The organism is Streptomyces sp. NPDC056296 (genome assembly GCF_042268605.1).
Taxonomy (GTDB): Bacteria; Actinomycetota; Actinomycetes; order Streptomycetales; family Streptomycetaceae; genus Streptomyces.
Genome location: NZ_JBHJRX010000021.1, coordinates 36,513 through 54,471, shown reverse-complemented (window position 1 = coordinate 54,471; position 17,959 = coordinate 36,513). Strand labels below are relative to the sequence as shown.

The 17,959-nt window shown below is 71.5% G+C and carries 13 protein-coding genes; 2 read left to right on the top strand and 11 right to left on the bottom strand.

Going from position 1 to position 17,959, the window contains the following annotated elements:
• Window positions 1-16: 16 nt before the first annotated feature.
• The 4 genes from ACFCZF_RS17500 to ACFCZF_RS17485 all read right to left on the bottom strand — a co-directional run bounded on the left by ACFCZF_RS17500 (window position 17) and on the right by ACFCZF_RS17485 (window position 5,211).
• The gene (locus ACFCZF_RS17500; RefSeq protein WP_376672398.1) at window positions 17-2,893 is read right to left on the bottom strand and encodes a PQQ-dependent sugar dehydrogenase; all 2,877 of its coding nucleotides are present in this window, start codon (window positions 2,891-2,893) and stop codon (window positions 17-19) included.
• A gap of 305 nt (window positions 2,894-3,198) precedes the next feature.
• Complete coding sequence (locus tag ACFCZF_RS17495; protein WP_375918322.1) at window positions 3,199-3,537, bottom strand: hypothetical protein; 339 nt, start codon at window positions 3,535-3,537, stop codon at window positions 3,199-3,201.
• Window positions 3,538-3,636: 99 nt separating this feature from the next.
• Complete coding sequence (locus ACFCZF_RS17490) at window positions 3,637-4,422, bottom strand: class F sortase (protein WP_376672397.1); 786 nt, start codon at window positions 4,420-4,422, stop codon at window positions 3,637-3,639.
• A 12-nt stretch (window positions 4,423-4,434) separates the two neighbouring features.
• Complete coding sequence (locus ACFCZF_RS17485; RefSeq protein WP_376672396.1) at window positions 4,435-5,211, bottom strand: CHRD domain-containing protein; 777 nt, start codon at window positions 5,209-5,211, stop codon at window positions 4,435-4,437.
• Between the two features lie 284 nt (window positions 5,212-5,495).
• Here ACFCZF_RS17485 and sigK point away from each other — a divergent pair, with 284 nt between their 5' ends.
• Window positions 5,496-6,107, top strand: a complete 612-nt coding sequence (gene sigK / locus ACFCZF_RS17480) for an ECF RNA polymerase sigma factor SigK (protein WP_376672395.1) — start codon at window positions 5,496-5,498, stop codon at window positions 6,105-6,107.
• Window positions 6,104-6,850 (top strand): anti-sigma factor domain-containing protein, encoded by a 747-nt coding sequence (locus ACFCZF_RS17475; protein ID WP_376672394.1) that lies wholly within the window; start codon window positions 6,104-6,106, stop codon window positions 6,848-6,850. The genes sigK and ACFCZF_RS17475 overlap by 4 nt, the downstream gene beginning before the upstream one ends.
• A 24-nt stretch (window positions 6,851-6,874) precedes the next feature.
• Here ACFCZF_RS17475 and sbnA read toward each other — a convergent pair whose 3' ends face one another.
• From sbnA to ACFCZF_RS17440, 7 genes are all read right to left on the bottom strand, one after another.
• Window positions 6,875-7,864 carry a 2,3-diaminopropionate biosynthesis protein SbnA gene (gene sbnA / locus ACFCZF_RS17470; RefSeq protein ID WP_376672393.1) on the bottom strand — a complete coding sequence of 330 codons (990 nt, stop codon included), beginning with the start codon at window positions 7,862-7,864 and terminating at the stop codon, window positions 6,875-6,877.
• 48 nt (window positions 7,865-7,912) lie between these two features.
• On the bottom strand, window positions 7,913-8,983 hold the full coding sequence (gene sbnB / locus ACFCZF_RS17465) for a 2,3-diaminopropionate biosynthesis protein SbnB (protein ID WP_376672392.1): 1,071 nt from the start codon (window positions 8,981-8,983) through the stop codon (window positions 7,913-7,915).
• Entirely contained in the window at window positions 8,980-10,137 is a 1,158-nt protein-coding gene (locus ACFCZF_RS17460) for a TauD/TfdA family dioxygenase (RefSeq protein WP_376672457.1), read from the bottom strand. The genes sbnB and ACFCZF_RS17460 overlap by 4 nt, the downstream gene beginning before the upstream one ends.
• Before the next feature lie 28 nt (window positions 10,138-10,165).
• Entirely contained in the window at window positions 10,166-12,667 is a 2,502-nt protein-coding gene (locus ACFCZF_RS17455; RefSeq protein WP_376672391.1) for an amino acid adenylation domain-containing protein, read from the bottom strand.
• Window positions 12,667-15,231, bottom strand: a complete 2,565-nt coding sequence (locus ACFCZF_RS17450) for a Pls/PosA family non-ribosomal peptide synthetase (RefSeq protein WP_376672390.1) — start codon at window positions 15,229-15,231, stop codon at window positions 12,667-12,669. Before ACFCZF_RS17450 ends, ACFCZF_RS17455 begins: the two co-directional genes overlap by 1 nt.
• Before the next feature lie 248 nt (window positions 15,232-15,479).
• On the bottom strand, window positions 15,480-16,142 hold the full coding sequence (locus tag ACFCZF_RS17445; RefSeq protein WP_376672389.1) for a fasciclin domain-containing protein: 663 nt from the start codon (window positions 16,140-16,142) through the stop codon (window positions 15,480-15,482).
• 68 nt (window positions 16,143-16,210) lie between these two features.
• On the bottom strand, window positions 16,211-17,851 hold the full coding sequence (locus ACFCZF_RS17440; RefSeq protein WP_376672388.1) for a sulfite oxidase: 1,641 nt from the start codon (window positions 17,849-17,851) through the stop codon (window positions 16,211-16,213).
• Between the last annotated feature and the right edge of the window lie 108 nt (window positions 17,852-17,959).

Genomic DNA, 17,959 nt, shown 5'->3' with positions numbered 1-17,959 from the left:
CTCCTCTCTACGGAATCTACGGAAGGGTCCACTTCTGGTTGGGGCCGGTGTGGCAGGTCCACAGGTGGACCTGCGTCCCGTCGTTCCAGGTACCGCCCGACGCGTCCAGACACTTGCCCGACTGCGGATTGCGCACCGTGCCGTCCGACTGCGCCGCCCACTTCTGCGCACCCGTGCCGTTACAGGTCCACAGCTGGATCCGCGTACCGTCCGCGCTGCCGCCACCGGACACGTCCAGGCACTTGCCCAGCGCCTTCAGCGTCCCGTCACCGCCGACCGTCCAGTCCTGCGCCGCACTCCCGTTGCACGTCCAGATCTGCACTTCCGTACCGTCGGCCGTGCCCGAGTTGTCCACGTCCAGGCACTTGCCGTCGACCCCGGTGACCGGACCGGTGCGGGTGCCGCCTCCCGTCGTGCCGAACGAGAACTCGTCCACGTCGAACAGCGAGCCGGCGCCGCCCTTGAAGACGAGGAAGAGGGTCGTGGAGCCGGCCGGCTGGTTGCTCAGTGCGGCCGTCACGTCCTGGAAGGTCTCCCAGCCGCCGGTCACCGGCACGGTCGCCGTGCCGAGGAGGGTGCCGGTCGGGGATCCGGCGCGCACCTCGATCGTCCCGCCGGCGCCCGCCGAGGAGACCCGGGCGGTGAAGGCCGTGAGGTTGTCGAGGGCGTACGGCCGGAAGGAGATCCAGTCGCCGTTCTCGATGTGGCCGACCGTCCTGCCGCCGTGCGCGGGGGCGTGGGTGACGACCTGGACGCCCGAGGAGTCGCCGTAGTGCTCGGCCTGCCGGTGGCTGGGCTGGGTGATGTGCTGGTCGTGGGTGGTGAGGGCGGGCTGGCCGTTGGCGCCCTGGTCGGTGTACTCGGCGTCGATGACGCCGAAGATGTTGGCGTTGGGATCGTGTTCGCCGTCCGCCAGTGTGTGGAGGGTGCCGGTGCAGCCGGTGGCCGAGGTCTGCGGGTGTCCGTGGCTGTCGTGGCCGATGATGAAGGTGACCTTCACCTTGGCGCAGTCGACGGCGCCGTCCTCGGGGTCGGTCACCGTCACCTTGAACGGGATCGCGGCGCCGAAGTCGTAGACGCGTCCGTCGGTGGGCAGGTCGATGCTCACGGTGGGCGCGGTGTTGCCGACGGTGATCTGCACGGAGGCGGTGGCGGACTTGCCGGTCGCGTCCGTGACCTTGAGCGTGGCCGTGTACTGGCCGTTGGCGGTGTAGGTGTGGGTGGGGTCGGCCGCGGTGGAGGTGGCGCCGTCGCCGAAGTCCCAGGCGTGGGTGAGGGCGTCGCCGTCCGCGTCGGAGCTGCCGGCGGAGGAGAAGGTCACCGCGAGGGGCGCCGTGCCGGAGGTCTTGTTCGCCTTGGCCTGGGCGACCGGGGCGTGGCCGCCGGTGACGTGCTCGATGCGATACAGAGCGGAGTTGGCGTCGCCGTTGAAGTAGCCGGTGCCGTAGTCGAGGACGTAGAGGGCGCCGTCCGGGCCGAAGGCCATGTCCATCACCTGGGTGCCGCTCCAGGGGAAGGCGTTGATGGACTGCACGGCGCCGTCGCCGCCGGTCTCGATGCGCTTGATCCAGCGGCGGCCGAACTCGCCGGCGAAGAAGTCGCCGTCGTACGCCTCGGGGAACTTCACGTCGGAGGTGGAGTTCGCGTCGTAGCGGTAGACGGGGCCGCCCATGGGTGACTCGGAGCCGCCCCCGAACTCGGGTACGGAGCCGCCGTCGTAGGGGATCCAGGCGGGCTGGGCCGGCGGCAGTTCGGTCAGGCCGGTGTTGCGCGGTGAGGTGTTCCGGGGGGCGGCGCAGTCGAACGCGGCGCCCGTGCCGCCGGTGGCGAAGTCGTGGTCGACGTAGGCGTCGTTGTCGCCGGTGCAGTAGGGCCAGCCGAAGTTGCCGGCCTTGGTGATCCGGTTGAACTCGACCTGCCCGGCGGGGCCCCGGGAGGCGCCCGCGGTGCCCGCGTCGGGGCCGTAGTCGCCGACGTAGACGGTGCCGGTGGCCTTGTCGACGCTCATCCGGAAGGGGTTGCGGAAGCCCATGGCGTAGATCTCGGGCCGGGTCCTGGCGGTGCCGGGCGCGAAGAGGTTGCCCGACGGGATGCCGTACGACCCGTCGGCGTTCACCTTGATGCGCAGGATCTTGCCGCGCAGGTCGTTGGTGTTGCCGGACGAACGCTGGGCGTCGTAGGCGGGGTTGCGCGAGGCGCGCTCGTCGATGGGGGTGTAGCCGTCCGAGGCGAAGGGGTTGGTGTCGTCGCCCGTGGACAGGTACAGGTTGCCCTCCGCGTCGAAGTCGATGTCGCCGCCGACGTGGCAGCACAGACCGCGGGAGGCGGGCACGTCGAGGATCTTCTTCTCGCTGCCCGGGTCCAGGGTGCCGTCGGTCCTCAGGACGAACCGCGACAGGCGGTTGACCCCGTCGAACGGGGCGAAGTCGGACGCCGACCCGTCGGCCGGGGCGTCGCCGGCCGGTGTGTCGAGCTCGGGGGCGTAGTAGAGGTACACGAACCGGTTGGCGGAGAAGCCCGGGTCCGCGGCGACGCCCTGCAGTCCCTCCTCGTCGTGGCTGTAGACGTCGACTTTGCCCGCCACGCTGGTGGTGCCCGCCGCGTCGGTCAGCCGGAGGGTGCCGTCGCGCGAGGTGTGCAGCACCGAGCGGTTGGGCAGCACCGCCATCGTCATGGGCTCGCCCGTCTCGGCCACGCCCTTGGCGAGGGTGACCTGTTGGAACTCCTCGGCGGCCGCGGCCTCGGCCCCGCCGCCCGGGTCGGCCGGTACGGCGGCGGCCGGGTCCGCCGGTGCGGCGGCGGCCGGGCTTGTCGGCAGCGCCAGTGCGATGGCACATGCCAGGGCCGGCAGTAAGGAACGGACACGTCTATGTCCGAGCGGTCTCGTGCGCACAGAGTTCTCCCGGGGAGTGTGGGGTGGCGGCAGGCGTGCGAGGCCTGCCGTGAGGGAGTACGGGCGCGCGCCGTCGCGCCTTCGAGCCCGGTCCAGAGAGGTCTATGACCGGTTTATTTCAAGGAAGTTAGCGGCCTTGGTCCGCACCTGTAACCCCTTTCGCGCAAGATCTCGATTCTTCTTCCGCCAAGGGGACAAAGTGTCGTGTGCATCGGATCGGCCGGCGCGGGCATCGTGCCGCGCGCACGCGAGCGCTGGGGGCCGGGCAGATGCCCGCCCCCCAGCGCCTCATGACGGGACGCGCGCTAGTGGCGGCAGTCCCAGTGTCCCTTCTCCCAGACGTGGTCCCAGTGCCCGTGGACGTAGACCCACTTGTAGGACCAGTCATGACCCCATTCGCCGTGGTGCCAGCTCTTGTGCTCGTACCACTTCTTCTCCCAGTGGCCCTTCACCCACTTCTTCTCCCAGTGGCCCTTCTTCCACTCGCAGCGGTCGTGATGGTCACCGGTGACCACGGTCGCCGCCGACGCGGGTGCCGGGGCGGCGCTCGCCGTCCCCGCCATGCCCAGCGTGGCGCCGCCGGCGAGCAGCCCGGTCGCGGCGAGGCCCACCACGGCCCGGCGGATGCCGAGGGATGACGCCATTCGGCTCACCTCCTTCACAGACGGTGTCGAATGCGTCCTTGCACAAGCCATTCGAAGCAGTCGGCGACGTGGATGAGCGGAACGCCGGGAACTTCCCCTCTACTCGGTGTGGGTCAGCGTCGCGTACACGACGATGTTGTCGGCGTACCGGCGCTCGGCGGCGGAGTAGTCACCCGCGCAGGTGATCAGCCGCAGGCCGGCGTGGTCCAGGTCGCGGTAGACCTCCACGGTGGGGAACTCGTCCTTCGGGTACTGCTCGACCCGGTCCACGGTGAAGGTCGCGGTGCGGCCGTCCTCGCGGTCGACGGCGACGGTGTCGCCGGGGGCGAGTTCGCCCAGGCGGTAGAAGACCGACCGGTCGCCGTCCCAGGTGACGTGCCCGGCGATGACGGCGGGGCCGCGCTGGCCCGGCGCGGGACCGGGCGTGTACCAGCCGGCCAGGTCGGGATCGCGCGGGGTCTGCATCGCACCGTTGCCGTCGCGCCCGAGATCCTCCAGGGCGGAGGAGACGCCGATGGCCGGGACGGTCACCCTGGTGGGCGCGGACCGGGGAAGGGCTGCGGCCGGAGCGACGTGACCGGCGTCGTGCCGGTGCTCTTCCGGCGCGGGGCCGGTGCTCCGCCGGTCACCTTCCGGTGGGGGGTCGGTGCCCTGTCGGTCGCCTTCCGGAGCCGGGCCGGTGCTTTGCCGGTCGTCTTCCGGCGCGGGGTCGGTGGAGGCGCGGGCCCCCGGCCCGGCCGGTGCGGTGACCGACGGGGCCGGAGGTGCCGTGCGGGACTCCTCGGCGCCGCGCCACAGGCCCGCGGCCAGGGCGACGCCGGAGAGGACCGCGATCACCGCGCAGACGACCAGCAGCAGGCGCCGCCGGGAAGGCCCGCGGTTCACCGGGCGGCCCGGTCAGCGCTCACCGGCACGCCGCCACACGACCACTGCTCCGACGGCGGCCGCCATCAGGCCCGCCCCGCCGAGGGCCATCATCTGCCCCGCGTCGTCGCCGCCGGTCGCCGCGGTGCCGGTCTCGACTCCGCCCTCGGGCATCTCGCCGATGGACGCCCCGTGGACCATGCCGCAGCTGGCGGGGGCGGTCGCCTCCAGGGGGAGCTTCGGGTCGAGTTGGCTCTTGCCGGCGTCCATGTCGTAGGTGCCGTTGTCGTTGACGTCGATGCCGTGCTGCACGATGTGCAGGTCCTTGAAGTGGTCGGCGACGTCTTGCGAGACGGTGATGGTGCGCTCGTAGGACAGCTTGCCGTCCTTGCCGGCGGTGGGCATCCGGTCGACCGCGAGGCCGCTGTCCTTGCCGGTGTCCCCGCTGGTGGTCAGCGATATGTTGATGTCGCCGTAGGCGGGCAGTCCCTCCACGGTGGAGACGATGCCGTCGCCGTCCTCGTCGGCGCTCGCGTCGGGACAGTGGAAGTCCATGCCCTTGGTCGAGCCGTGGATGTGCTGGGCGTGCGGCGCTCCGGGTGTCAGGCCCTCGGCCTGGATCTTCACCGTGAGCTTCGTGCCCTCCAGGCTGACCATCGCGGTGCCGCTCGCGCCCGAGTCGTTCAGCTGCTTCAGGTCGATCTGGTACGCCTGGCTGTCGGCTGCCAGTGCGGGGGCCGCGGCTGGCAGGGCCAGCGCTGCGGGCAGTGCGGTGAGTGCGGCTATTCGTGCGATGCGTCGGTTCCTCACGCGGTCACTTCCTTACTCACGGTCCACCCGGAGGGGTGGACGGCCGGGGCGGTGCCCGGCACGGGGCCGGGCGGCCGCTGGTACCGGGAATCCGTAGCGCGCGGTCCACCGGATTGGTCGAAGTACGCCCCGTTCCGGACGATCCGCATCCGTAGGGGTCTCGGCTACGAACAATCAGTGAGGGCCCGTCCCCCGCTCACTCACCCGGTGTCACGCGGACGGCTCCCGACCACGTGCGCTCCCCTCGGAAAGGGACCAAGGTCGAGCAGAGCCGAGGAGCGACGATGGATCACCGAAGCGACGCCGACACGGAAAGCGACGCCCAGCCCCGCCCGGGGCGGTCTTCCGGCGATGCCCGGGTGGACGAGTTGCTCACCCGTGCCGCCGGCGGCGACGAGCAGGCGTTCGCCGGTGTCTACGACGCTCTGGCCGCACCGGTGATGGGGCTCGCCTGCCGGGTGCTGCGGGACGAGGCGCAGGCGGAGGAGGTGACCCAGGACGTGATGGTGGAGGTGTGGCGCACCGCCGACCGCTTCCGCCCGGAGCGGGGAGCCGCCCGGAACTGGGTGCTCACTCTCGCGCACCGCCGGGCCGTGGACCGGGTGCGGTCCGTCACCGCGGGCCGGGCCCGCGAGCTGCGCACCGGGGCCCGGGAGCAGGACCGGCCCTTCGACGCGGTCGCCGAGGAGGTCGAGGAACGGGAGGAGCATCGCGTGGTCTTCCGCTGCCTGGCGGAGCTGTCCGGGCAACTGCGGCTGCCCCTGGTGCTGGCGTACTACGAGGGATTGACGTACGCGGAGGTGGCCGATTCGCTGGCCACTCCGGCGGGCACCATCAAGTCGCGGATGCGTCAGGGGCTGCGGCGCCTGCGCGAGTGTCTGGAGACGGGATCATGAGAACCGGCGACGACCCGCACCTCGATGTGGGTGCCTACGCGCTGCACGCTCTCCCGCCCGACGAGGAAGCCGCGTTCGAGAACCACCTCGCGAGTTGCGCGGAGTGCCGGCGCGAGGTCGACGAGCTGACGCGGACGGCGAGCCTGCTGGGCGCGGGCGAAGCCCGTCAGCCGTCCCCCGAGCTGCGTCACCGGGTGCTCGGCCAGATCTCCACCGTCCGTCAGGAGCGCCTGGAGCGTCCCCACGTCAGGGAACGGCCCCGGCGGCGGCAGCGGATTCTCGGGTTCGCGCTGGCCGCCTCCGTGGCGGCCGCGGCGGCTCTCGGCGGTATCGCCTGGTGGCAGCACACGGAGGCCGACAGCGCCCAGGAGGAGGCCGCCGACCTCCACACCGGCGCGGAGGCGCTCGCCGACGTGCTGGCCGCCCCGGACGCCACGATCAACACCGCGGAGCTTCCGGACGGCGCCACGGCGAGCGTGGTCGCCTCGCGGGCCCAGGGCCAGGCCGCTTTCATCGCGTCGGGTCTGCCGCCGCTCACCGACGACCAGGTCTACGAGCTCTGGTACGCGGAGGAGGGGGAGTTCCGGCCCGCCGGACTCCTGTCCGGAGCGGGCGGCCGTCAGGCGCACATCCTCGACGGACCGCTCGAAGGGGCCACCGCCGTCGGCATCACCGTCGAGCCCGCCGGCGGGTCCCAGCAGCCCACGACCGACCCGCTCAGCGTCATCTCCGTCCCCGCGTGACACCGGGGACGGAGATGCCCACTGCTACGACGCCGACACCCCTCGGCCGGGCGGCGCCTGCGGCGCGAGCGCGTCGTCGCCGTAGACGCCCTGTACCCAGTTGCTCTGGTAGACGGTGTCGAGGTAGCGCTCTCCGAGGTCCGGGGCGATCGCCACGGGAGTGAGCCCGCGCCTGCCGTGCCGGGCCAGCCAGCTCGTCGCGCCGCTGACCACCGTGCCGGTGGACCCGCCGAAGAGGAAGCCGCGCCTCGCCAGGCTGCGGCAGGTGCGGATGGTGTCGGTCTCCTCCACGCGCACCGCCTCGTCCACATACGCCTCGTCGAGAAGCGGCGGCCGGACGCTCATGCCCAGGCCCGGGATCATCCGGCGGCCCGGCGGGTCGCCGAAGATGGCGGAGCCGACGCTGTCCACCGCGACGATGCGCACCGGTCGGTGCCAGGAGCGGAACCAGCGGGCGCAGCCCATCAGCGTGCCGGTGGTGCCGACGCCGATGAACAGCACGTCCAGTTGCGGGAACCAGCGGGCGATGGCCGGCGCCGTCCTGAAGTAGTGGGCCTTCCAGTTGTCGGCGTTGGTGTACTGACTCAGCCAGAGGTAGCGGTCGTCCGACGCGCACAGGCCGCGCACGTACGCCAGCCTGGCGCCCAGCAGGCCCCCGGCGGCGCCCTCGTCGGAGACGACGTGCACCTGGCTGCCCAGGGCCTCCATCATCAGCCGGGTGGTCAGGTTGCAACGGGAGTCGGTCACGCAGACGAACCGGTAGCCCTTGCTCGCCGCGATCATGCTCAGGGCCACCCCGAGGTTGCCGGAGGAGGACTCCACCAGGATCGAGTCCCGTTTCAAAGTCCCGCTCCGCTCGGCGGACTCCACCATCTCGGTCGCGGCCTTCAGCTTGATCGAACCGGCGAAGTTGAAACCCTCGCACTTGAGGAAGAGCCGGTGCCCGGACATCGACGCGAGGTCGACGTACAGGTCCTCCTCGTTGAAGGCCTGGGGAACGGATATGACTGGCACGATGGTCTCCTCGGGTGGGACCGGATGGTGGGCGGCGGTCCGCCGTCCTCAGCCGTGGCGCCGCAGTTCGTGGAAGAAGTCGTCGATGACGCGCAGTTCGCCGGAGCGGGCCACCTCGTCGTAGACGAACTTGCCGACGGCGAGGTCCAGCACGCCCAGGCCGAACGGCGAGAAGACCACCGTCCGGTCGGCCGGCACCGTCACCCGGCCGACCATCACGTCGTCGAGCGTGCCGAGCAGGAAGTCGCGGCGGCCGGTGAGGCGTTCGGTGAGGTGCGGTGAGGTGTCGGCCCGCAGGCAGTGGTCGATGTCGTCGACGACGTTGGTGGCGGACAGCAGCACCTGGGGCGCGAGGTCGCGAAGGGATATGTGCAGGACCACCGGGTTGTGGTGGAACCAGGACGGGTCGTCGATGTGAGGTCGGTCGGCGACCGTGGCGAAGACGATCAGGTCGCTGTTGCGGACCAGTTCCTCGGCGCTGTGGTGCACGGTGACGCGGCCGACCGCCCCGGACTGCTCCAGGTACGTCCGGAAGCCGGCCGAGCTGTCGGCGGACACGTCGTGCACGCCGATGGCGTCGAACGACCAGCCGGTGCCGTCGAGATAGGTGTGGATGTAACGGGCGATCAGGCCGGCCCCGACGAAGCCCAGCCGGGTGGGACGCGCTCGCCCCCTGCTGAGCCGGTCGGCGGCCGACGCGGCGGAGGCCGCGGTCCTGGCGGCGCTGATGATCGAACTCTCCATGCAGGCGAAGGGGTAGCCCGTGTCGTGGTCGTTGAGGACGAGCACGGCCGACGCCCTGGGGATGTCCGACGCGACGTTGGTGGGGAAGCTGGAGATCCACTTCAGGCCGTCCACGCTGTTCTCGCCGCCCAGGGAGGCCGGCAGCGCGATGATCCGTGACGTGGGCCGGTCGGTGAAGCGGAGGAAGGAGGACGGGGGATTGACCGAGCGGCCGGCGCCGTGCAGGCGGTAGGTCTCCTCGACGACCTCCATCACGGTCTTCTCCCGGCCCTCCAGGACGCCCTTGACCTGGGCCCCGGGGATGACGGCGAAGGGCGGCACGGACGGTGCGCCGACGCGTGCGGTTGCTGCTGTGGCGGCACGTACGGTGGTCATACCGCTGCCCTCCCGGATCGCGGGGCGGAGCGTTCGGCGTGTGCGGAGTGCGGGTGTACGGGGTTGCCCATCGCCACCAGCAACTCACGCGGTCCCTCGTACGCCTCCCGGCTGTGTGCGGTGCGGATGTTGTCGACGACCATCAGGTCTCCGGCGGCCCAGGGCCGGCGCACGGTGTGCGCCTCGTAGGCCTTGCCGATCTGCTCCACGACGTCCTGGGGCACCGGGTCGCCGTTGCCGTGACGGGTGTTGAAGGGAAGGCCGTCGGGGCCGTACTCCTCGACGAGGAACTCCCGCACTTCCGGGGGCATGGTCCACTCGTTGAGGAACGCGATCTGGTTGAACCAGCAGCGCACGCCGGAGACCGGGTGGCGCACCACGGCGGGGCGGTGCTGCCGGGTGCGCAGCGAGCCGTCCGGCTGCCAGGACCAGTCGATGGCGTTCGCGCGGCAGTACGCCTCGACGGCGCCCCGGTCCTCGGTGCCGAACGACTGGGTCAGCGTGGCGCCGATCTCGTCGTGGTAGGTGCGGGTGAGCAGCCAGCCCTCCCGCTCGAAACGGTCAACCAGTTCGGTGGGCAGCGTGCGCAGTACGGCGGCCGAGTCGGCCACGGCGGTGGCGCCGCCCTCGGTGGGCGGCCGGAGGCAGGCGAACAGCAGCAGGCCGGGGCACCGTGTCGCGTAGCTCAACTCGTGGTGCATGCACATGGGCTGATTGGGCGGCCACACCGATGACGAGTAGACGCCCTCCGCGTGGACGTCGCGGGCGGCGAACGCCTCCCGTTCGGTCGCGGGGCGGTCGGCCAGTCGGTGGAGGAGCGCCTCGACGTCGGCCGGGGTGCGGAGACCGAGGCCGCGGACAGTGAGCGCGCCGTGCTCGGCGACGAGGCCGAGCAGCGTGTCCCGGTGCTCCGCCGCCCAGGTGGCCGGGTCCGGGGTGCTCTGGGCGTCGATGACCGCGAGGCCGTCGACGACCGCAGGACCATCGTTGACCGCGGGGCCGTCGGTGAGCGCAGGGCCATCGTTGACCGCGGGGCCGTCGGTGAGCGCAGAGCCGTCGGTGGCCGCAGGGCCGTCGGCGTCCGGTGGTGCGGTGCTGCCGGTGGGCGGCGCCGACGCGGCGGGGGCCGCGTGCTTGCGGAACAGTGCGGACAGCATGGGTTTCTCCTCAGGAGGTGGGGCTTCAGGGCTCGGCCGGGGGCGGGGTGGTGCCCGTGCCGGTCCGGGCGTCGAGCAGCAGGGCCAGTTCGGCGAGTGCCGGATGGCCGGTGAGATCGCGCAGGGAGATCACCCGGTCCAGGCTGACCGCGAGCCGTACGGCCGACAGGGAGGTGCCGCCCAGTTCGAAGAAGTCGTCGCCCCGGCCGATCCGTTCGGGCGGTAGGCCCAGCACCGCCGCCCATGCCGTCGCGAGCCGTCGCTCGGTCGGGGTCCGCGGGGGCCGGTGCTCCTCCTGGCCGTCCTCGGCCGTGCCGAGCTCCTCGGCGAGCGCGGCCAGCGCCTTCTTGTCGGTCTTGCCGTTGGCCGTGAGCGGCAGGCTCTCCAGTTGGTGGAAGGAGGCCGGGACCATGTACTCGGGCAGCAGCTCGCCGAGCCGCTCCCGGAGGAGGTCGGCGGTCAGGGGCCGGCCGCCCGTGCAGAAGGCGGTCAGCTGTCGGCCGTGGCCCTCCGGGCCGGTCACCACGACCGCGCCGTCGCGGACGCCGTCCACCCGCAGCAGCGCGTTCTCGACCTCACCGGTCTCGATGCGGAACCCGCGGATCTTGACCTGCGCGTCCTCGCGGCCGAGGAACTCCAGCTTCCCGTCCGGCAGCCAGCGGCCGAAGTCGCCTCCCAGGTAGAGCCGTTGGCCCGGTCGGTACGGGTCGGTCCGGTAGGCGAGCCGGGTGCGCTCCGGGTCGTTGACGTAGCCGCGGCCGACGCAGACGCCGGAGAACACGATGGCACCGAGGGCGCCGAGCGGGACGGGGACGAGGTTGTCGTCGACGACGTAGACGCGCACGTTCCGCACGGGGCGGCCGAGCGGGATCCGGTCGGTGACCGGCATGCCGTCCATCACCTCGTGGTTGGTGTCGTCGGACGTCTCGGTCAGTCCGTAGGCGTTGACCAGCCGGACGCCGGGCCCGTCCTTGAACCATCGCTGGACGAGTTCCGTTCTGAGCGCCTCGCCGGTGACCGACACGCACCGCAGGTCCGGCAGGTCGCGCGGGGTGCGTTCGAGCGCGGTCAGGAGGACGTCGAGGTACGAGGGCACGACCTGGAGGACGTTGACCCGGCTCTCGGTGATCGTGTCGAGGAACCGGTCGGCGTCGAGGATCGCGTCCTGCTCGACCAGCAGGGTCCGTCCGCCGGTCAGGAGGCCGGCGAGCAGCTGCCACAGGGAGATGTCGAAGCACTGCGAGGCCGTCTGTGCCACGACCGTGCCTTCGCCGATGTCCAGGTCCTCGATCTTGGCGTGGAGGTGGTTGAGCAGACCGGCGTGCTCGCACATCGCGCCCTTGGGTTCTCCGGTGGAGCCGGAGGTGAAGAACACGTACGCGAGCCGGTCCGCCGGTATGTCCATGCCGAGGCTGGTGCCGTCGGTGGCCCGTTCGGTGAGGTCGGGGACGAGGAGCCTGCGGGTGCCGGGCAGGGAGGTGAGGGCTCGGTCCAGGTTGGCCGTGCTGCCCGGCTCGGTGAGCACGAGGGCGCAGTCGGCGCGGGTGAGCATGGTGGACATGCGGCCGGGCGGATAGTGCGGGTCGACGGGCAGGTAGGCGCCGCCGGCCTTGAGGACGGCGAGCACGGCGGCCGTCCAGTTCAGGTCGCGTCCGGTCACCACGGCGACCGTGTCCTCGGGGCGCAGCCCGCGCGCCAGCAGGGCGCGGGCCAGCCGGTTGGCCCGTACGTCGAGCTCCCGGTACGTCCACCGCCGGTCGCGGTGCACGGCCGCGACGGCCTCGGGATGGCGGCGTACGCGCTCCTCGAACAGTTCGTGGACGCGGCGGTCCGGCAGTTCGCGGCGCGGGCCGGCGAGGCCGTCGAGCTGGAAGCGGATCTCCTCGGGAGACAGCAGGGTGCGCCGGTCGTGCGGGGCGTCCGGGTCGGCGGCGATCTGTTCGAGCGCGGCCAGGTGGTAACCGGCGATCCGGGCGGCGCAGTCGGCGTCCAGCACGTCGGTCCGGTACCGCAGGCCCAGGACGCGCCGGCCGCTCCGCTCCCCCACCGTGACGGCGAGGACGGTGCCGTCCGCGAGGGTGCCGGGTTCGTGCCCGGTCGGGTCGAACACCACCTCGGGAGCCGGGGACGCCTCGGCCTTCGTGGGCGACGGCGTCGACGCCTGCGCCTCCGCCTGCGTGGCCGCGGCCACCAGTCGGCGCCAGGAGCCGGGGCCGACCGTCAACTCCCAGGGTAGCGGCCCGGTGCCGGCCGCAGGCAGGTAGCCGCCGCGGACCGCGGGGTCGCCGGAGAGCAGGGCGAGCACCTTGGCGTGGGCCGCCAGGAGGATCGCGGTGAGCGGCGCGCCCGGTTCACCTGCCCGCCGGTGCAGATCGGCGGTCACTCCGTCGGGGAGGACGAGGACGTGCTCCGCGGTGCCGGGTACGGGTGCGAGGGTCCAACGCGGGACGGTGGTGCGGCCGCCTCCGGTCCCCGTCTCCGGGGCCTCGGCTCCCGGGGCATGTCCGCCGGTCACTGCTGTCGCCATCACAGCCCACCTCCACTGCCATGGGTGCCGTCGGGTACGGGGCGGGCCGGATTCCCCGTCCAGTGAGCGTGTTCGGGGACGGTCTCGCCCTTCATCAGGAAGACGTCCGCGGCCAGTCGCGCCCCGTCGCCGACCGTCACGCCGTAGTGCACGAACGCTCCGACGCCGAGGGTGCAGCCGGCGCCGATCGCGCTGCGGTCCGACTTGAACGTGCCGTCCTCCTGCGAGTGGCACTGCACGGCGCTTCCCGCGTTGAGCGTGCAGCCGTCGCCGATGGCGACCATCGGGCGCTCGGTCAGGCTGAATCCGTCGTCGAACACCCGGGCTCCGATGCGGACGCCGAGCAGCCGCCACACGACGGGCTTGAACGGGGTGCCGTTGAGGACCTGGATGTACGTCTCCGACGGAACCTTCCAGTACCGCTCGCGGTGCCAGAAGCGTCGGTCGTAGATCGAGCAGAACAGCGGCTCCGGGGGGCGCAGGGCCGTGACGGCCCGCTCCACGGCGACGAAGTACAGGAGGGTGAACGGCAGCAGGACCGCGTTGGCCAGGGCGATCACCACCATGCCCCACCGCGGGTACAGGCTCGCCGCGCACGCGAAGAGCACGGTGACGCAGAAGAAGAACAGCCAGCCCGAGAAGAGATGGCAGGCCATCGTCATCGCGTTGTGCCGGTTCTTGGCCGCCAGGCGGCGGCGCAGGCCGTCCCCCTCCTTCAGCTCGTCGAAGGTGGCGTCCCGCGCCACCGACCGCGGAATCTCGAAGGAGGGGGAACCGAGCAGTCCCACGTCATGCCGCAGCGGGCCGTCGACGGGAATCATCACCTTGGTCGCCAGCAGGCAGTTGTCGCCGGTCCTGCCGCCCGGAGGGTAGGCGATCCGGTTGCCCAGGAAGTTGTGCGCCCCGATGGCGGTCCGCGACAGGCGGAAGGACGTGCTGGAGTACTCGCCGTTCATCATCGAGAGGCCGTCCGCGACCATGGTGCCGGTGCCGACCACGCTGGTGAAGGGGGTCTCGTGCTTGACCCGGGTGCCGAAGTTCGAACCGGTCTGCTCGATCCGGCACAGGTCGTACCCGATCCACCGCAGGTAGTGCACGATGCACGTGCTGTCGCCGAACAGCCGTGTGAGCGAAGCCCGGTTGCTGATCAGGAGCGTCGCCCGGTGCAGGGCGTGGTGGACGCCGTAGAGCGGGTACGTCCGGCCCGGGGTGACGCATCGGCTCAGCAGGCGCGGGACGGTGCCCACGACGGCGACGGCGACGAGCACGGCGCCGAAGAAGGTCACGGCCGTGATCACCAGTACGTCGACGTAGAGCACCCAGCCGGCCGGCGTCGCCCGTCCCCGGCTCAGCAGCGTGGACCCTTCCAGGATCGGAGAGAGCAGCGCGTCCAGGCAGCCCACCGCCAGCGGTATGTAGAGCAGCAGCGCGGTGAGCAGGAGGAGGACTCCGTTGACCGCCCGTCGTACGGTTCCGCAGCGGGCGGGCGGCACGGGCTGGAAGTCGGCGTCGGCGGGCTGGGCCGGTGACCCGTGCCAGTGCTCACCGTCCGGGACCCTCTGGCCGGTGTGCAGGGAGGACGCGTGGCCGAGCTGGGAGTTGTCGCCGAGCTGGGAGCCGATGTCCAGGACCGTCACCTCGCTCACGACCACGCTCCGGCCCAGGGTGACCGGTCCGGTCTCGATCACGCCGTCGTGGGCTCGGTAGCAGCTGATGAGTGAGTCCTTGCGGACGATCGTGCCGTCGCCGATCGTCAGCAGGTCGGTGCAGACGGGCACCGTTCGCGACAGGAACGTCACCCCTCGTCCGATCCGCGCGCCCAGTGCTCGGAGGTAGAGCGGGTACAGGGGCGAACCGGCGAACAGTACGAGGGGGCTCGTCCGGATCAGCGCCTTGACCAGCCAGAAGCGAAAGTAGGCGAGGCTCCAGACGTGGAACCGCCGTGGCGTCCACCGGCCGATCAGCAGCCACTTCGCGATCACCGGCAGGGCACACAGGACCACCAGCAGTACGGCGCCGAAGGCCACGGACCGCAGGTAGGAGTCGAGCAGGCCGGTTCCCGCGGAGATCCAGTCGTAGCCCCGGGCGCTGACGAAGGCGAGGAGGAGGGCGTAGCCGAGATAGCCCAGGAGTTGCACGGCTCCGCAGAGCGCGTGGTGCGGGCGGCCCGTCGGCGCCGGCACCTGCGGCCCGGGCTTCTCCGGGGCGGTCGCCTCGGGGGCAGGAACGGGCGGTGCGGTGTCCGCGAGGGCCGCTGTCAGGGCGGTGATGGTCGGATGCCGGTAGATGTCGCGCATCGACACCGACGGCAGATCCGTCCGCTTCCTGACTCGGGCGCAGAAGTGCGCCATGACCAGGGAGTCCGCGCCCAGGTCGTTGAAGAAGTGACTGTCGTGTGGCACCTCGTCGACGTGGGCGACGTCCGCCAGCACCCGCGCGAGGGTCTCTTCCATGTCGGGTGCTGGGGGGTCCATGCCGGGTGCGGGGGGAGCCGCGAGCCCTGGGGGGTGGTGAGTGGTGACCGAGGGGCCGGTGTCCCTCACCTCGAGCTGCTGTCCCGTCATGAGGACTCCCTGGGCTGCTGCCGGTCGAACGTCCTGCTGTCTTGCCAGGTATTCGTCGCCAGGGAGGCGAGGTATGAGGAGACCTCGCATTTTCTTGGCTGGTGAGCAGCTGTCTCACCAGGTGACCGCCTCGTTCACATGGAACAGGGCGGCCGGGTGGAAAACACCGGCCGCCCCTGCGGCTCCGGGTCACCGGAACCGTCCCCGCCGGGCGCCCTTGCGCGATATGCCCGGCAGACAACGGGCCGTCAGCTCTTGGGCATCAGGACGGTGTCGATGATGTACACGTTGGCGTTGGCGGTCTTGACGTTGCCGCAGACGACCTTGGCCGAGTCGTTGACCGTGTAGGACTCGTCCGAGCCGGACGTGGTCAGCTTGGACTTCTGCAGCGTCTCGAAGGAACCGCTCTCCAGGTCCTTCGGGGCGAGCTTCTGGCCCACGACGTGGTAGGTCAGGATGTCGGTGAGCATCGCCTTGTCGTTCAGGACCTTGTCCAGGTCGGCCTTCGGGATCTTGGCGAAGGCGTCGTTGGTCGGCGCGAACACCGTGATGTTCTCGGCGTTGTTCAGCGTGTCGACCAGACCGGCCTTCTTCACCGCCGTCACCAGCGTGGACAACGCCGGGTTGTTCGAGGCGGCGGTCGCGACCGGGTCCTTGGCCATGCCGTCGAACGAACCGGCACCGTCCTTCGGCACCGACGAACACGCCGGACCGAACGGCTCGTCCGCCGGGGCGGCGCTGGTGTCGGAACCGCCCATGCCGTCGTCCGAGGCCGGCGCGGAAGCCGACGCCTTGCTGTCGGACTCCGACTTCGCGGAGTCACCGCTGTCGTCGGAGCAGGCACTGAGCGTGAGCGGCAGGACGGCCACCGCGGCGACGGTTACGGCGATGCGGCGGATGCGGGTCTGCATGGTGTTACTCCTGCGGGGTTGCGCGGCTACTGCCGCTTGAGCGGGGGAAGGGTGGTTGGTCTGGTGAGTCACTCGACCGTCACCACGACGGAGTGCCATCCACTGGCGCCGTCGGGAACGGTGCGGGTGCGCTTCTCGGTCTGCACCTCGCCGGTGCGGTCGGTCGCCCGCACGGTGAGGGTGTGGCCGCCCTTGGCGGCCTGCCAGGCGTAGGACCACTGGCGCCAGGTGTCGCGCGAGTCCTCGGCCGCGAGGGTGGCCTCCTGCCAGGGCCCGTCGTCGACGCGCACCTCGACCTTGTCGATGCCGCGGTGCTGGGCCCAGGCGACGCCGGCCACCATCACGGTGCCCGCCTTCGGCCGGGCGAACGGCTTCGGGGTGTCGATCCGGGACTGGGTCTTGATCGGGGCCTCGCGGGCCCAGTCGCGCTTGACCCAGTAGGAGTCGTACGCGTCGAACGTGGTCAGCTCGATGTCCTTGATCCACTTGCAGGCGGACACGTAGCCGTACAGGCCGGGCACCAGCATGCGGACGGGAAAGCCGTGGTCGAACGGCAGCGGCCGGCCGTTCATGCCGATGGCGAGCATCGCGTCGCGGCCGTCCATGACGTCCTCGACCGGGCTGCCGATCGTCATGCCGTCCACGGAGCGGGCCACCAGCTGATCTGCGGGGCCGCCGGCCGACGGGGGCCGGACACCGCACTCCTTCAGCAGGTCGTCGAGCCGGACGCCGATCCAGCGGGCGTTGCCGACGTACGGGCCGCCGACCTCGTTGGAGACACAGGTGAGGGTGATGTCCCGCTCGATCAGCTCGCGGCGCAGCAGGTCGTCGAAGGTCAGGGTCTTCTCCCGGGTGACCCCCTTGCCGTGGATGCGCAGCCGCCAGGCCGTGGCGTCCACCTTGGGGACGACCAGGGCGGTGTCCACCCGGTAGAAGTCGCCGTTGGGCGTGATGAACGGGCTGACACCGGCGACCCTGACCTGTGCGCCCCGGGGCACCGCGGGTGCGCGTGAGTCGGGCGGCGGCAGGTCGATGTTCTTGCGGGAGGCCACGGCCTCCTGGCCACTGGAACCGTTCAGGACTCGGCCCAGTACGCCCGCCCCGGCCGAGGCGGCGGCAGCGGCGGTCGCCGCGATCACGAAACCGCGCCGGTCCCAGCCTTCGCCGTGCTCTCGCGGTGCCGCGTCCGGTGCGTCCGGTGCGTCCGGTGCGTCCTGTGCTGCCGGCACGTCCCGCGGCGACGCCAGGAGGCGGCCGACGAGGACGTAGAGGAGCCCCGCGCCGACGATCGCCCCCAGGACTGAGGGGAGCGCGTCGGTGAAGCTCGTGGAGTCGGGCCGGCTGGTGGCCGCCGCCGCTCCGACGGCCCCGAAGACCAGGACGCCCGCCGCCCCCGTACGCCGGTGCCGGACGGCGAACATGCCGAGGGCCAGGGCGAACAGCGCCAGGACGGCGAGGATGCCGAGCTGGAGGATCAGCTTGTCGTTGGTGCCGAAGTTGCGGATCGCCCAGTCCTTCACGGCGATCGGCGTACGGTCGATGGCCGCTCCGCCGACCGCGACGACCGGGCCGGCCTGTGGACGTACCGCCACGGCCACCAGTTCGGCGACGGCGAGCGCGGCGAAGCCCGCCAGGAGACCGCTCAGCGCGCCCGGCCCGAGCCGTGTCCTGCTTCCGGGATTCCGCGGTTTCTTCTCTTCGTCGCTCACGTCGGTAATCCGATCCCGCGCGATCGGCGGATTGGCCCGGAACTCAATGGAGTTCAATTCCCTTCCGGACCAATCCACGCGTTCACCGGCTACGGATGATTCCGCTCG

Bases quoted from the DNA above. Each gene is read 5' to 3' on its own strand.
- ACFCZF_RS17455 (WP_376672391.1), bottom strand. From the start codon at position 12,667: ATGGCGACAGCAGTGACCGGCGGACATGCCCCGGGAGCCGAGGCCCCG.
- ACFCZF_RS17495 (WP_375918322.1), bottom strand. From the start codon at position 3,537: ATGGCGTCATCCCTCGGCATCCGCCGGGCCGTGGTGGGCCTCGCCGCG.
- sigK (WP_376672395.1), top strand. From the start codon at position 5,496: ATGGATCACCGAAGCGACGCCGACACGGAAAGCGACGCCCAGCCCCGC.
- ACFCZF_RS17450 (WP_376672390.1), bottom strand. From the start codon at position 15,231: ATGACGGGACAGCAGCTCGAGGTGAGGGACACCGGCCCCTCGGTCACC.
- sbnB (WP_376672392.1), bottom strand. From the start codon at position 8,983: ATGACCACCGTACGTGCCGCCACAGCAGCAACCGCACGCGTCGGCGCA.
- ACFCZF_RS17475 (WP_376672394.1), top strand. From the start codon at position 6,104: ATGAGAACCGGCGACGACCCGCACCTCGATGTGGGTGCCTACGCGCTG.
- ACFCZF_RS17445 (WP_376672389.1), bottom strand. From the start codon at position 16,142: ATGCAGACCCGCATCCGCCGCATCGCCGTAACCGTCGCCGCGGTGGCC.